Below are 13,633 nucleotides of genomic sequence, written 5' to 3' on the forward strand. Positions count from 1 at the left end.
CCATGCTTTCCTCTTTGCGACGCCCTGCTCGAGAGCGCCCGGCGTCCGGCTTCAATTGCCTGGCCGCGCACCTGCGCTTCACGTTCGCCAGTGCGCTGGCCCTGCTGGCGCTTTTTGCGCTGCTGCGGCTGGGCTTGCTGCTGTTCAACCGCGAACTGATCGGCAGCACGCCGCTTGCCAGCTTCGTCGAGGCGTTCGGCAACGGCCTGCGCTTCGACCTGCGGGTAACGGTGTACATCCTGCTGCCACTGCTGCTCGGCGTGCTGAGCATGCGCATGATGGCCGCCCGGGGCCTGCTGCGGCTGTGGTTGAGTGTGTGTGCCAGCCTGACGATCCTGCTCGGGCTGATCGAGCTGAACTTCTATCGCGAGTTCCATCAGCGCCTGAACAGTCTGGTGTTCCAGTACCTGCAGGAAGACCCGGCGACGGTGCTGAGCATGCTCTGGCACGGCTTCCCGGTACTGCAACTGCTGGCGAGCTGGGGTGTGGCGAGCGCGGCGATGTACGCCCTGTTCGGCTGGCTGGAGCGGCTGACCCGTGGCGCGCCGGCTGTGCGCGAGACCGGCGCGCGCCGCCGCGGCTCGGCCTGGTATACCCGCGCGGCGGTATTCGGCGTGCTGATACTGGTCTGCGTGGTGGCTGCCCGCGGCACGCTGCGCCAGGGACCGCCGCTGCGTTGGGGCGATGCCTTTACCACCGAGTCGATGTTCGCCAATCACCTCGGCCTGAACGCGACACTGTCGCTGTATGACGCGGCGAAGAACCGCTTTTCCAGCCACCGCGACAATAGCTGGAAGGCGACACTGCCGGTGGCGGATGCGCAGGCTATCACCCGCGAGCTGCTGCTGACCGCCAACGACCGGTTGGTGGACGCCGAGCTGGCGCCGGTGCGCCGTGACTTCCAGCCGCCGGCGGACGGCCAGCTGGCGGTGCGCAACGTGGTGGTGATCCTCATGGAGAGCTTCGCCGGCCGCTATGTCGGCGCGCTCGGCAGTGCCGACGGCATCACGCCGAACTTCGACCGCCTGGCCGGCGAGGGGCTGTTGTTCGAGCGCTTCTTCGCCAACGGCACCCACACCCACCAGGGCATGTTCGCCAGCATGGCCTGCTTTCCCAACCTGCCGGGCTTCGAGTACCTGATGCAGACGCCCGAAGGCGGCCATCGCTTCTCCGGCCTGCCGCAGCTGCTCGGTGCGCGGGCGTTCGACGACGTTTACGTCTACAACGGCGATTTCGCCTGGGACAACCAGGCGGGGTTCTTCGGCAACCAGGGCATGAAGCGCTTCGTCGGCCGCAACGACTACGTGAATCCGGTGGTTTCCGACCCGACCTGGGGCGTTTCCGACCAGGACATGTTCACCCGCGCCGCCGAGGAGCTGGGCAAGCTGGATAATGGCGCGCCGTTCTATGCGCTGCTGCAGACGCTGTCCAACCACACGCCGTATGCGCTGCCCGAGCAGTTGCCGGTCGCTGCTGTCGAGGGGCATGGCGCGCTGGATCAGCATCTGACGGCGATGCGTTATTCGGACTGGGCGCTGGGGCAGTTCTTCGACAAGGTGCGTAACCAGCCTTGGTTCAAGCAGACCTTGTTCGTGGTGGTCGGCGACCACGGTTTCGGCGCGCCGGAGGAAGTCACCGAGATGGACCTGCTGCGCTTCCACGTGCCGCTGCTGCTGATCGCCCCGGGCGTCACCGAGCGTTTCGGCAGCCGTCGCGAGGTGGTCGGTACGCAGGTGGACGTGGTGCCGACCATCATGGGCCGCCTCGGTGGCGAGGTGCGTCATCAATGCTGGGGCCGCGATTTGCTCAGCCTGCCGGCGGACGATCCGGGTTTCGGCATCGTCAAGCCGTCGGGCAGCGACCAGACCGTGGCGCTGATCCGCGGTGATCGGGTGCTGGTACAGCCCAAGGAGCAGCCGGCGCGGCTGTATCGCTATCGCCTGGGCGGTGAACCGGCTGGCGAGCGGATCGCCGCTGCCGAGGATCAGCCGCAGCTGCTGCGCCAGCTGCACGCCTACCTGCAGACCGCCACCGCCAGCCTGCTGGCCAACACCAGCGGAGATCGCAGCGGCGAGGGCGAGTCGGAAGCGGTGGCCGCCGAGGTGCCGCTCGCGGTGAAAGCGGCCCCGCCGGCACGGCCGGACAAGGGTTGAGCGCGGCGGTCGATCAGTGTTCCAGCGGCTTGAAGCTGTCGTCGGCGAAGTAAGTGGCGTAGTCGCCCAGCGCGCCGACCACCGTCACCGCGCCGTCGCGCTGACCGGCCGGGGCGCCGCTCATGGCGTCGGCACCGGCGAGCAGCTGGGCGATGATCAGGTGCAGCTGCGCGTCGGCCTCGGCGCTCAGCTTGCAGTTCTCCACCATGTAGGCGACCTGGCCGCGCACCGTCTCGGCCAGTTCGCCGTAGCGGGCGGCGGGCAGACGGTCTTCGTGGATCGCCGGCAGCGCCTGGCGCATATCGTTGTTGATGGTGCCCATTGCCTGGCGCAGCGGCGCGTCGGTGGCCCAGCGCTTGCCGGCATCGAGTTGCAGCGCCGGCGCGCCTTCGCCGTGGCCGTGGTCATGGCTGGTGGCGGCGAGGCTGGTGCCGGCGTGGCCGAGGGTGCCGGCGAGGATGATGGCGAGGGCGAGAGCGTGGGGTTTGCGGATCATCGATAGAACTCCATTGAGCGAGCCGGCGAAGTGCGGCTCCTGATGTTCTAACGCAGGCGCGACGGTTTTGTTCCATCGCGCCGTGCAATCCGTCATTTGCGGTGCAATTGCTCGATGCTGTCGGCGCCGAACGACTGCTGCGTGAGCACCTGGGCGAGCCGCGCGCGCTGCTGCGGTTCGAGGATCTCGCGCTCCTGCAGCAGCTGGTCGATGAGCAGGCGCTGCTGTTCGTTCTGCAGTTCGGCGATCTTCGCCTGCTCGGCGTCGATCACCGTGCGGTCCACCTGTTCGGCGAAGATCGCCTCGATCAGCCGGTTGCGGTGTTCGCCGAGGCTGGCGTTGGAGGCGCGCAGGTAGGCCAGGAACGGCGCCTCGGCATCGTGCCAGCGCTGCAGCTGGCTGGCGCTCAGTTGCAGCTCGCGCGACAGCTCGGTCGGTGCGCCGGAGGGCATCGGCAGGCCATCGCGACTGAGTTTCTGCCAGCCAAGGCCGGTGAGCACGCCGACGTTGACCAGCACGGACAGGACCAGGGCATTGCGCAGGGTGGTGTTGCTCATTTCAGGTTTACCTTCAGGTAGCAGAATTCGGGGCGCGCGCAGAGCGCGCCGGGTGGGGTGCTGCCGAGGACGGCGAGCAGGTCGTGGCTGGGTGAGCTGCCCGGCGGCTGGCCGGGCAGGGCATAGCCGAGCAGCAGGCCGAGCAGGACCGACGCCGCGGCGCCGATACCCTGCGCCCAGTGCCGGGCCCACCAGCTGCGCACGGGCGGCGGCGCGAAGGGCCGCTGCAGACGCGCCTGCAACTCGGCCGGCAACTCCGGGCAGGCCAGCGCACGCAAGCCCTGGCCGAGCCCGTCGAGTTCGGCCAGGGTGGCGCGACACTGCGGACAACCCGCCAGGTGGGCGGCGGCGTGGCGCTGTGCGGCGGCGTCGAGTTCGTTGTCGAGGTAGGCGGACAGGATCGCCATGTCCAGATGCTCAGTCATCGAGGGTGCCTCCGTTGGCCTGGCGATAGCCGTGCAGCAGCGCCTCGCGGGCGCGTGCCAGGCGCGACTTGACGGTGCCGGCGGCGAGCTGCAGCGTGGCGGCCAGTTCGTCGTAGGCCAGCCCCTCCACCTCGCGCAGCAGCAGGATCTCGCGCTGTTCGTGGGGCAGGCGGGCTAGCAAGCGTTCCAGCAATGCCAGATCGCGACCGGCCTGCAGTCGGCTCAGCGGCGATGGCGCTGGATCGACCGGCTCGGCCAGTTCCTCCGGCGCCACGTCGACGTAGCGTTGCCGCTGGCGCAGCGTATCCAGCGCGGCATTGCGTGCGATCTGCAGCAACCAGGTCTGCAAGCGTGCTTCCGGGCGCCATCTGGGCAGCGCCTGGAAGGCGCGGATGAACGTTTCCTGAGTCAGGTCAGCGGCCTCGTCGGCGCTGCCGAGCAGGCGACGGAGGAAGTGGAAGACCCGCGCCTGATGGACGCGCACTAGCGTGCCGAACGCCTGGCGATCACCACGCGCGGCCTGCTGGATGAGGTCCTGTTCGCTGTCGTTCATTAAGCGCTCGTCTGGGTTGACCGCGCAGGGCGCCGCTAAAACCTGCTGCGTTGCCAACGCCTCGGTTTTTACCGGTGCCCGTGCGCTGCCGGCCGGGTTGCCGCAGGGATATAACGCAACGGTTGGCGAAATGTTCCGGCTATTTTTGTCTCAGCGCGGAATCTTCACCCGGTCCTCGTCGAAGTCGCCTTTTTCCGCGTCGCGATGGCAGGCCACGCAGTTGAAGCGGCCGCCGACCGACTCGCGGGCGAACTTGGCTTCGCTGAGCTCGTCGTGTTTGTGCTCGAACCAGCGCGTCTGGCTGATGCGTGGCGGCTCGCCGGCGGTGGGTGACGGCTCCACCGGTAGGCGGTTGGCGGCCGAGGCGCGGACCAGGAAGTCGAGGATTTCCTTTTCCTGCACCGGGTCCAGCGACGCGTTGCTGCCGTAGTGATCGCCCAGGGTGCGCATCTGCTCGCGCCAGGCATCGGCAGGCAGCAGGCCGGGAGAATAGAGCATGTGGCAGGCCGCGCATTCTTCCTTCCACACCAGCGGTGCGTCGCTGGGTACCGTCAGGCGCTTGGGCCGCTTGTAGCCCTTGCGCTCTCGATGGTCGTCGTCATCGGCGAAGCTGAGGCCGGCCAGTACCAGGGTCAGGCCCAGCCCGGCGACGGCAGCGAGGGGTGCGATCTTCATGGCAGGCTCCTTATTTGATGCTGTCGATCCAGCTGATGAAGTCACCTTTTTCCTGCGCGGTGCATTCACGGGCGTAGACGTCGTCGCAGTTGCGGCGGAACCATTTCTCGACCTTCTTCAGGTCGGTGAAGCGCTCGGGGTTGGCTGCCGGGGCGAGCGGATCGACTTTGCGGTGCGCCGGCGTCTTGCCGGGCTGACGCGGGTCGGCGGTGTGGCAGGTGGTGCAGCTCATGGTCTTGCCGTTGCGCTGCTCCTCGGCGAAGTACAGCGCCTTGCCGCGCTCGGCGGAGAAACCGGCGAAGTTCGGATTCTCCTGACGCGCCTGGGCGGCGTAGCCGGGCAGCAGTGGGTGTTCGGTTTCGGCCAGGGCGGGCAGGCTCAGGCAGCAGGACAGGAGGATGATCCAGCGGGCTTTCATGGTGCGCTCTCCGGTTGGGAATGAGTGCAGCCTAGGCGCGCCGCCTTACGCCAAGCTGAACCGCAGCGGCTGGCGGCGTTCAGTTTCGTTTCAGCTCGCAGGAATACAAAGGCGGCATCCATTCAATGAGGATCGCCGTCGTGGCTGCTTTCAATCGTTTCCGTCTGTTCCACTGGCTGCTGGCCGGTTTCTTTCTTGGCGCCTACCTCAGCGGTGACGACGCCGAGACGCTGCATATCTGGCTGGGCTACGGCCTGGTGGCGCTGTTGGTGTGGCGCCTGCTGATCGTGCCGCTGCGCCTGCGCGGCTTCCCACAGCTGCTGCCGCCGAAGGGCCAGCGGAGCAAGCCGGGCCTGTCGAGCGTCGGCAAGTGGCTGACGGTCGGCGCGCTGGGCAATTTCGCCATTGCCAGCGTGGTCGGCCTGGGTATGGTCGACAACGGCGATGTGCTGGCCGCCCTGCCGGGCGTGGGGCCGGATGTCTTCGGCGCCGCCAGCGACATCGATTTCATCGGCTGGATGGGCGATGCCGAGGAAGTGCACGAGTTCTTCGCCAATCTGGGGCTGTGGCTGATCGGCCTGCATGTCGGCTATGTGCTGCTGTTCCGCCGCAAGTCGGTGTGGCCGATGCTGCGTGGCGTGCCCAAGTCGGGGCCGGCTTCGACTGCACCTTCGGCTTCGGCTTCGGCCGCGGCGCCGGCTGCAACTGCGGTGGCGACCTCGCTCGCATCGTCGCCGACGCCGGTTGCCGGTGAATTCACCCGTCTGCGCATCGCCTCACGCCAGGCCGAAACCGCCGACAGCTGCTCGTTCACCCTGCAGGTACCGGCCGCCCAGCGCGCCCGCTTTACCGCGCAGCCGGGGCAGTTCCTCACGCTGAAGGTGCCCGGCGCCGAGCCGGCGCTGCTGCGCTGCTACTCGCTGTCGCAGCGGCCGCAGGCGGATGGCGCGCTGCGCATCACCATCAAGCGGGTGCCCGGCGGCCGCGCGTCGAACTGGCTGCTGGACAATCTGCAGGCGGGCGATTGCATCGAGGCGCTGCCGCCGGCCGGCGTGTTCGTGCCGCGCAACCTGGATGACGATCTGCTGCTGCTCGGCGCCGGCAGCGGTATCACGCCGCTGATGGCGATCCTGCAGGCCGCGCTGGTCGAGGGCAGCGGGCAGGTACGGCTGTTCTATGCCAGCCGCGATGCTGCCTCGCTGATCTTTGCTGAGGAGCTGGCCGAGTGGTCTGCGCGTTACCCCGAGCGTCTGCAGCTGCGCATCTGGCTTGATGCCGAACAGGGTGTGCCGAGCGGCTCGGCGATTGCCGCGAAGATCGCTGACTGGACGGTGGCCGACGCCTTCATCTGCGGGCCGCAACCGTTCATGGATGCTGCCGGTGCCGCGCTGGGCGAGCTGGGTGTGGATGCGGCGCGCATCCATCTGGAACGCTTTGCCGCCGCAGCGCCGACGGCCGCACCGGGCGGTCGCCGCAGCCGCCTGCGGGTCGCGCTCGACGGTCGCCGTCACGAGCTGGACGTGCCGCGCGGTGAGGTGCTGCTGGAAGCCATGGAACAGGCCGGCCTGCAACCGCCGAGCGCCTGCCGCTCGGGTGTCTGCGCCGCCTGCAAGTGCCGGGTGGTGGAGGGCAGCGTGAGCATGCGCAGCAATCAGGTGCTGAGCGAAAGCGAGGTGCGCCAGGGCTGGGCGCTGGCCTGCCAGGCCGAACCGCGCAGCGCCGAATTGCAGGTGGAGTACTGAGATGAAAAGGCCCTGGTTTGCATGATTTGACGCAGCGTCCGCCGGATAACGGCATAGCCTTTATCCGGCGGGCGGAAGCGCCCGGGCAGTCGAAAAGGCCGTCGGCCGTTTTCCACCCTTGGCGGGTTACCCCGCGGCGGGCTTAGCGCTCCGCCACCGGCAGATCCTGCTTCTGCCAGGCGATCCACGAGCCGGGCACGTTCACCACGTGGCGAAAGCCCTGGCGCTTGAGGATGCTGGCGGCAATCGAGGCGCGGTAGCCGCTGCCGCAATAGGTTGCCACGGTCCTGTTCTTGTCCAGTTGCTCCAGTCCTTCGGGCAGATGGGCGACGAAGGCGTGGCGGGCGTCGGGTACGCGGCCTTGCTCGACCTCCTCGGGGGCGCGCACGTCGAGTACCTGGACCTCGGTATCGTCGCGGCGGCGGTTAAGCTCGTGCACCGTCCACTGGCCGACATTGGCCAGGGGCAGGCCTGCGTTCTGCCAGTCGGTCATGCCGTTGCGCAGATAGCCTTCCACCCGATCAAGACCGATCCGATACAGCTGCAGCGTGGCCTGGTGGATCTGCTCGCTGTCCTCGCCGATCAGGTAGATCGGTCGCTGATCGTCGAGCATCCAGCCGGCCCAGCTGACGAATTCGTTCTGCAGGGCGATGTTCAGCGCGCCGGGCACATGGCCGCCGCCGAAGGCGAGGATCGAGCGCAGGTCCACCAGCTGCACGGCGCTGTGGTCGGCGCTGCGCTCGGCGAACTCTTCCGGCGACAGCGGCATTGGCAGCATCGGCCCGTGCATGCGCGTGGCCGGGCGCACGTTGAGCTTTTTCAGCCGTGCATAGTGACGCGGCGGCTCGGGCATGCCGCTGAGCAGCCAGTCGATGAATTCGGCTTCGTTGCGTCGCTGGTTGAGCGCCGGGTTGAACAACAACTCGTTGCCAAGCGTGGAGCGCCGCCGGTCGCCGATCGACTTGCCGCACGCCGAGCCCGCGCCGTGACACGGGTAGATCTCGACGCGCTCACCGAGCGGCAGGTAGCGGGTAAACAGCGTGGCATAGAGCTGGGCGGCCAGTTGCTTGGTGCTGTCCTCGCCGAGCAGGTCGGGGCGGCCGACGTCGAGGTTGAACAGGGTGTCGCCGGTGAACAGGGCGAAGGGCTCATCGCCCTGCTGGCCGTCGCGCAGCAGCAGCGAGATGTGTTCCGGCGTGTGGCCGGGCGAGTAGATGATTTCCAGGCTGACCTGGCCGAGTTCCAGCACCTCGCCGTCGGCAGCCTGACGCAGCTCGAAACCGTAGTCCGCCGAGCAGCCACCGATGATCTCGGCGCCGCTGCGTTCGGCCAGCGCCTGGGCACCGGAGACGAAGTCGGCATGGATATGGGTTTCGATGGCATAGGCGATGCGCAGCCCTTTCTCGCGGGCCAGATCGAGGTAGATATCGACGTCGCGTCGCGGGTCGATCACTGCGGCGACTGCGGCCTTGCTGTCGCCCACCAGGTAGGAAATCTGCGCCAGGCCGTCGGTATAGATCGGCTCGAAGACCAGCATGGTTGCACCTCCGTAACGGCTGAATGGTTACGGATGTGGAACGTCGACGGGTGGCCGACGTTCACTCGGCGATCATTTGCGAACCAGTAGCACCCCGGACTCCATGTGGTGGGTGTAGGGGAACTGGTCGAACAGCGCACAGCGCTCGATGCGGTGGGTATCGGCCAGCTGGGCGATGTTCTGCGCCAGGGTTTCCGGGTTGCAGGAGATGTAGAGGATGCGCTCGAAGCGGCGGGTCAGCTCGCAGGTGTCAGGGTCCATGCCGGCGCGCGGCGGGTCGACGAAAACGCTGCCGAAGTCGTAGCTCTTCAGGTCGATGCCGGCCAGGCGGCGGAACGGCCGCACCTCGTTCAGCGCCTGGGTCAGCTCCTCGGCGGAAAGACGCACCAGCTCGATGTTGTCGATGCCGTTGTCGGCGATATTGGCCAGCGCGGCGTTGACCGAAGTCTTGCTGATCTCGGTGGCCAGCGCGCGGCGCACGCGGGTGGCCAGCGGCAGGGTGAAGTTGCCGTTGCCGCAGTAGAGTTCGAGCAGGTCGTCGTCGCGCTCACCGAGCACGTCGAAGGCCCAGTTCAGCATCTTCTGGCAGACCGCGCCGTTGGGCTGGGTGAAGGCGCCCTCGGGCTGGCGATAGCGGAATGTCCGTCCGGCGACGACCAGCGCTTCTTCAACGTAATCGCGGCCGATGACGATGCGCTTGCCCTTGGAGCGGCCGACCAGGCTGACCCCGAGGTTGGCGGCGAGCTGCTCGGCTTCGGCCTTCCAGGCCTCGTCCAGCGGGCGGTGGTAGGCGAGGGTGATCAGCGCATCGCCGGCCAGGGTGGTGAGGAATTCGACCTGGAACAGTTTGAAGCTGAGCACTTCCGACGCCTGCCAGGCGGCTTTCAGTTGTGGCATCAGCTCGTTGATGCGACGGCTGGCGATGGGGAAGTCGTCGATCAGAATCGCCTTGTGCTTGTCGCCCTGCTCGAACATCGCGTAGTGGCGCTGGCCCTCTTCGCGCCACAGGCGGAATTCGGTGCGCAGGCGGTAATGCTCACGGGGCGAGTCGAAGACTTCCGGTGCCGGTGCATCGAACGGCGCCAGCAGTTCCACCAGCCGGGCGGCTTTCTCGGCGAGTTGGGCATCGTATTGGGCGGGGTCGAGCTTGGGCAGCGGCATGGCGGGGGCTTCGTGCAGAGGTTTGAGGAGCTTTACGGCGCCGGCCGCTCCCACAGTAATTCGCTCCGTGGGGCGGCCTTGCCGCGAATTAACGCATGTTGCGGATCGCTATTCGTAGGGTGGATCGGGGCGCGCACATGACGCTTTTCTCATCCACCTTCTGCGCGACCTGGTGGATGGTGAGGCGTCATCCACCCTACGCTGCGATCAGCCGGCGAACCAGCCCAGCTTGACCACGAACAGCGCCGAGAGAATCCACATCGCCGGGCTCAGCTCGCGCCAGCGGCCGGCCAGCAGCTTGATCGCCGTCCAGGCGATGAAGCCGAAGGCGATGCCGTTGGCGATGGAGAAGGTCAGCGGCATGGCCAGCGCGGCAACCACGACCGGCGCGGCGACGGTGAGGTCGTCCCAGTCGATGCTGGCCAGGCTGCTCATCATCAGCACGGCTACGAACAGCAGCGCCGGCGCGGTGGCGTAGGCCGGCACGGCACCGGCCAGCGGGGCGAAGAACAGGCTGAGCAGGAACAGCAGGGCGACCACGCAGGCGGTCAGGCCGGTGCGGCCACCGGCGGCGGTACCGGCGGCGGATTCGATGTAGCTGGTGGTGGTCGAGGTGCCCAGCGCGGCGCCGGCCATGGTTGCGGTGCTGTCGGCCAGCAGGGCGCGGCCCAGGCGCGGCATCTTGCCGTCCTTGTCCAGCAGGTCGGCCTTCTGCGCCACGCCGATCAGGGTGCCGGAGGTGTCGAACAGGTCGACGAAGAGAAAGGCGAAGATCACGCTGATCAGGCCGATATCCAGCGCGCCCATGATGTCCAGCTGCATAAGGGTCGGCGCCAGCGACGGCGGCATCGACATCACGCCGTTGAGCTGCGACAGGCCGAGCAGGATCGACAGGCCGGTTACCACCAGAATGCCGATCATCACCGCACCGGTGACCTGGCGATAGGCCAGCGCGGCGATCAGGAAAAAGCCCAGGCAGGCCAGCAGCGGGCCGCCGGCGCTGAGGTCACCGAGGCCGACCAGAGTGGCCGGGTTGTCGACGACGATGCCGGCGTTCTTCAGCGCGATGATCGCCAGGAACAGGCCGATGCCCGCGGCAATGCCGGCACGCAGGGCCAGCGGAATGCTGTGGATGATCCACTCGCGAATCTTGAAGATCGACAGGCCGAAGAAGATCACGCCCGAGAGGAACACCGCACCCAGCGCGGTCTGCCAGGTGTAACCCATGGTCAGCACGACGGTGTAGGTGAAGAAGGCGTTCAGGCCCATGCCCGGCGCCAGCGCGATCGGGTAGTTGGCAACCAGGCCCATGATCGCCGAGCCGATGGCCGCGGCCAGGCAGGTGGCAACGAACACCGCGCCGTGATCCATACCGGTTTCGGCGAGGATGCTCGGGTTGACGAAGAGGATGTAGGCCATCGTCAGGAAGGTGGTGATACCGGCCAGGACCTCGGTGCGCAGCGTGGTGTTGTGCGCCTTGAGTTGAAATAGCTTTTCCAGCATGGTCGATCCTCTATGTGCCGGTCAGTGTGAGGGCTGTCGCCTCTGGCGGGCGATTCGGGTGTCATCGCAAAAGCCGCGCATCTTACACCGGGCGGCAGCGCGGTTGAATTTCCATTGAGCAGGTGAAGGCCATGAGCAAACGAGTCCTGATTCCGATCGCCGACGGTTCCGAAGACCTGGAGGCCGTCACCCTGATCGACGTGCTACGGCGTGCCGAGTTCGAGGTACTGGTGGCCAGTGCCGAAGAGCGGCGCATGCTGATCTGCGCGCGCGGTACCCGGATCACCGCCGACGCCATGCTGCTCGACGTGCTGGCGCAGGACTTCGACTTGATCGTGCTGCCCGGCGGCATGCCCGGCGCGAAGACCCTTGGCGAGCTGGAGCCACTGGCCGAGCGCGTACGCCAGCAGGCCCGTGCCTATCTCGATTTCGCCGCGATCTGCGCCGCGCCGGCAGTGGCGCTGCACCCCTACGGCGTGCTCAAGGGCCGTCAGGTGACCTGCTATCCGGGCATGAGCGACAACCTTACCGGCACGCATTTCCTTGACCAGCCGGTGGTGGTGGACGGCAACTGCATCACCAGCCAGGGCCCGGCGACCGCTCTGGAATTCGCCCTGACCCTGGTGGAGCGTCTGGCCGGTCGCGGCAAGCGCCGTGAGGTGGCGGACGCCATGCTGGTGCCGGCAACGACGAACTAACCTCGCCTCGGATCGGTCACTCCTTGCATTGCCGGGAATCCTGGCAGCAATGGGCTGAATCCGAGGAGATCAATGGACAGTGTCGATCTGGCGGTACTGCGACGGGCCCGCGACTGGTTGCGTGACGGCCATCCCGTGGTGCTCTACACGGTGCTGGAAACCTGGGGCAGCGCGCCGCGCCCGGTTGGCTCGCTGCTGGCGCTGCGCGGTGATGGCCGGGTAGAAGGCTCGGTGTCCGGTGGCTGCGTCGAGGACGATCTACTTGCGCGGGTCATGGCCGACGAGCCACCGCAGGCTTGCCAGCTGATCACCTACGGCGTGAGCAAGGAAGAGTCCGCACGTTTCGGTCTGCCCTGCGGCGGTACCCTGCGCCTGCTGCAGGAGCCGCTGTGCGATGCCGGCTGGATTGATGAGCTGCTGCGGCGCTGCGCCGGGCATGAACGGCTGCTGCGCTGCGTGGATATCGCCAGTGGCGCTGTAACGCTGCACGCCGCCGGCCGCGACGCCGCGCTGCAGTTCGACGGGCATACCCTGCGCGCGCCATTCGGCCCGGCCTGGCGCCTGCTGCTGATCGGCGCCGGGCAGCTGTCGCGCTACGTCGCCGACCTGGCACATGGCCTCGGCTTCGAAGTACTGATCTGCGACCCGCGCGAAGGCTATGCCCACGACTGGGACGCGGCGGCGGTGCGCTTTGTCCCCGGCATGCCGGACGATGCCGTGCTGGCCATCGAAGCGGATGCGCACACCGCCATCGTCGCGCTGACCCACGATCCAAGACTGGACGATATGGCGCTGCTCACCGCGCTGCAGTCCGAAGCCTTCTACGTCGGCGCTCTGGGCTCGCGGGCCAACAGCGAGAAGCGCAAGGCGCGCCTGCTCTCGCTGGGCCTCGGCGAGCGCCAGGTGCAGCGGTTGCACGGCCCCATCGGCTTGCCCATCGGCAGCCGTACACCGGCGGAAATCGCGCTGTCCTTGATGGCCGAGGTGGTGGCGCTGAAAAACGGCGCCCTGGTCAGCCAGGCGTTGCCGGAACAACAGCGCTGTGCCTGAAGCGGGCGTTTGCGCCATCGTTCTGGCTGCGGGGCAGGGCAGTCGTTATCGAGCTGCCGGTGGTGCGGACAAGCTGCTGGCGCTCAGCCTGGCTGCTGCGTCTTCGCCGCCGGTGCTGGCGGCCACGCTGGCCAACCTTCGCAGTGTCGCCGAACGATTGCTGGTGGTGACCCGTGCAGACAATCTGCCTCTGCGCGACTGGCTGAGCGCCAACGCTGCCGATTGCGAGGTGCTTGTGCTGGAAACCCGCGGGCTCGGCCACAGCCTCGCGCAGGCCGTGGCCCACGCGCCGGCGGCGCGTGGCTGGCTGGTGGCGCTGGCGGATATGCCCTATGTGCAGCCGCGGACCCTGCGCGAGATCGCGGCGGCTATCCGTGAGGACAACCTGATCGTGCCGACCTATGACGGCCGCCCTGGCCATCCGCGCGGCATCGGCAGCGCCCATCGCGATGCGCTGCTGCAGCTGGATGGTGATCGCGGTGCTCAGGTGCTTTTCGCGGCGCACCCGGTACTGGAGCTCGCCCTGAACGATCCCGGTGTACTGCAGGACGTCGACCATCCCGATGATCGCCGGCAGGCCTGAAGACCATCGCCGTAGCGACTACCAAAACCTGCACGAATCAATCGGCCGGTCAGCGCAGCGCCACGCCGTTCGCGGCGAGACG

At 67.5% G+C, this 13,633-nt stretch carries 14 protein-coding genes; 5 read left to right on the top strand and 9 right to left on the bottom strand.

Translation table 11 applies throughout. The features are described 5' to 3' along the window. The first annotated feature begins 2 nt into the window (after positions 1-2). Positions 3-2,153 (top strand): LTA synthase family protein, encoded by a 2,151-nt coding sequence (locus IEG05_RS05385; RefSeq protein WP_003302063.1) that lies wholly within the window; start codon positions 3-5, stop codon positions 2,151-2,153. A gap of 13 nt (positions 2,154-2,166) precedes the next feature. Here IEG05_RS05385 and IEG05_RS05390 read toward each other — a convergent pair whose 3' ends face one another. The 6 genes from IEG05_RS05390 to IEG05_RS05415 all read right to left on the bottom strand — a co-directional run bounded on the left by IEG05_RS05390 (position 2,167) and on the right by IEG05_RS05415 (position 5,277). Next, positions 2,167-2,649, bottom strand: coding sequence for a hypothetical protein (locus IEG05_RS05390; RefSeq protein ID WP_003302065.1), 483 nt, complete (start codon positions 2,647-2,649; stop codon positions 2,167-2,169). A 92-nt stretch (positions 2,650-2,741) separates the two neighbouring features. Continuing rightward, entirely contained in the window at positions 2,742-3,206 is a 465-nt protein-coding gene (locus tag IEG05_RS05395; RefSeq protein WP_046617844.1) for a periplasmic heavy metal sensor, read from the bottom strand. Then, on the bottom strand, positions 3,203-3,631 hold the full coding sequence (locus IEG05_RS05400; protein ID WP_003302068.1) for an anti-sigma factor family protein: 429 nt from the start codon (positions 3,629-3,631) through the stop codon (positions 3,203-3,205). The genes IEG05_RS05395 and IEG05_RS05400 overlap by 4 nt, the downstream gene beginning before the upstream one ends. Further along, positions 3,624-4,184 carry an RNA polymerase sigma factor gene (locus IEG05_RS05405; RefSeq protein ID WP_003302070.1) on the bottom strand — a complete coding sequence of 187 codons (561 nt, stop codon included), beginning with the start codon at positions 4,182-4,184 and terminating at the stop codon, positions 3,624-3,626. Before IEG05_RS05405 ends, IEG05_RS05400 begins: the two co-directional genes overlap by 8 nt. 150 nt (positions 4,185-4,334) lie before the next feature. Next, positions 4,335-4,859, bottom strand: a complete 525-nt coding sequence (locus IEG05_RS05410; RefSeq protein ID WP_003302071.1) for a diheme cytochrome c — start codon at positions 4,857-4,859, stop codon at positions 4,335-4,337. A gap of 10 nt (positions 4,860-4,869) precedes the next feature. Continuing rightward, positions 4,870-5,277, bottom strand: coding sequence for a DUF1924 domain-containing protein (locus tag IEG05_RS05415; RefSeq protein WP_003302072.1), 408 nt, complete (start codon positions 5,275-5,277; stop codon positions 4,870-4,872). 140 nt (positions 5,278-5,417) lie between these two features. Here IEG05_RS05415 and IEG05_RS05420 point away from each other — a divergent pair, with 140 nt between their 5' ends. After that, a complete protein-coding gene (locus tag IEG05_RS05420) occupies positions 5,418-7,019 on the top strand; it encodes a 2Fe-2S iron-sulfur cluster-binding protein (protein WP_046617997.1) in 1,602 nt (533 codons plus the stop codon). A gap of 142 nt (positions 7,020-7,161) precedes the next feature. On the opposite strand, the gene IEG05_RS05425 is transcribed toward IEG05_RS05420, so the two are convergent. The 3 genes from IEG05_RS05425 to IEG05_RS05435 form a co-directional block, all read right to left on the bottom strand. Further along, positions 7,162-8,556 carry an MBL fold metallo-hydrolase gene (locus IEG05_RS05425; protein WP_046617845.1) on the bottom strand — a complete coding sequence of 465 codons (1,395 nt, stop codon included), beginning with the start codon at positions 8,554-8,556 and terminating at the stop codon, positions 7,162-7,164. Positions 8,557-8,628: 72 nt separating this feature from the next. Then, complete coding sequence (gene trmA, locus IEG05_RS05430) at positions 8,629-9,717, bottom strand: tRNA (uridine(54)-C5)-methyltransferase TrmA (RefSeq protein ID WP_191121730.1); 1,089 nt, start codon at positions 9,715-9,717, stop codon at positions 8,629-8,631. A gap of 207 nt (positions 9,718-9,924) precedes the next feature. Then, complete coding sequence (locus tag IEG05_RS05435) at positions 9,925-11,220, bottom strand: NCS2 family permease (RefSeq protein WP_046617847.1); 1,296 nt, start codon at positions 11,218-11,220, stop codon at positions 9,925-9,927. Between the two features lie 131 nt (positions 11,221-11,351). On the opposite strand from IEG05_RS05435, the gene IEG05_RS05440 reads away from it, so the two are divergent. From IEG05_RS05440 to IEG05_RS05450, 3 genes are all read left to right on the top strand, one after another. Continuing rightward, positions 11,352-11,918, top strand: coding sequence for a DJ-1 family glyoxalase III (locus tag IEG05_RS05440; protein ID WP_046617848.1), 567 nt, complete (start codon positions 11,352-11,354; stop codon positions 11,916-11,918). Positions 11,919-11,990: 72 nt separating this feature from the next. Next, positions 11,991-12,968: an XdhC family protein gene (locus IEG05_RS05445; protein ID WP_046617849.1), complete on the top strand. Its 978-nt coding sequence runs from the start codon at positions 11,991-11,993 to the stop codon at positions 12,966-12,968. Then, complete coding sequence (locus IEG05_RS05450; protein ID WP_046617851.1) at positions 12,961-13,551, top strand: nucleotidyltransferase family protein; 591 nt, start codon at positions 12,961-12,963, stop codon at positions 13,549-13,551. Before IEG05_RS05445 ends, IEG05_RS05450 begins: the two co-directional genes overlap by 8 nt. The last annotated feature ends 82 nt before the right edge of the window (positions 13,552-13,633 follow it).

The sequence above is a fragment of the Stutzerimonas kunmingensis genome (assembly GCF_014764705.1).
Lineage (GTDB): Bacteria > Pseudomonadota > Gammaproteobacteria > Pseudomonadales > Pseudomonadaceae > Stutzerimonas.

Coding starts and splice junctions, on each gene's coding strand:
- IEG05_RS05390 (WP_003302065.1), bottom strand. CDS start 2,649: ATGATCCGCAAACCCCACGCTCTCGCCCTCGCCATCATCCTCGCCGGC.
- IEG05_RS05425 (WP_046617845.1), bottom strand. CDS start 8,556: ATGCTGGTCTTCGAGCCGATCTATACCGACGGCCTGGCGCAGATTTCC.
- IEG05_RS05440 (WP_046617848.1), top strand. CDS start 11,352: ATGAGCAAACGAGTCCTGATTCCGATCGCCGACGGTTCCGAAGACCTG.
- trmA (WP_191121730.1), bottom strand. CDS start 9,717: ATGCCGCTGCCCAAGCTCGACCCCGCCCAATACGATGCCCAACTCGCC.
- IEG05_RS05405 (WP_003302070.1), bottom strand. CDS start 4,184: ATGAACGACAGCGAACAGGACCTCATCCAGCAGGCCGCGCGTGGTGAT.
- IEG05_RS05395 (WP_046617844.1), bottom strand. CDS start 3,206: ATGAGCAACACCACCCTGCGCAATGCCCTGGTCCTGTCCGTGCTGGTC.
- IEG05_RS05415 (WP_003302072.1), bottom strand. CDS start 5,277: ATGAAAGCCCGCTGGATCATCCTCCTGTCCTGCTGCCTGAGCCTGCCC.
- IEG05_RS05445 (WP_046617849.1), top strand. CDS start 11,991: ATGGACAGTGTCGATCTGGCGGTACTGCGACGGGCCCGCGACTGGTTG.
- IEG05_RS05410 (WP_003302071.1), bottom strand. CDS start 4,859: ATGAAGATCGCACCCCTCGCTGCCGTCGCCGGGCTGGGCCTGACCCTG.
- IEG05_RS05435 (WP_046617847.1), bottom strand. CDS start 11,220: ATGCTGGAAAAGCTATTTCAACTCAAGGCGCACAACACCACGCTGCGC.
- IEG05_RS05400 (WP_003302068.1), bottom strand. CDS start 3,631: ATGACTGAGCATCTGGACATGGCGATCCTGTCCGCCTACCTCGACAAC.
- IEG05_RS05385 (WP_003302063.1), top strand. CDS start 3: ATGCTTTCCTCTTTGCGACGCCCTGCTCGAGAGCGCCCGGCGTCCGGC.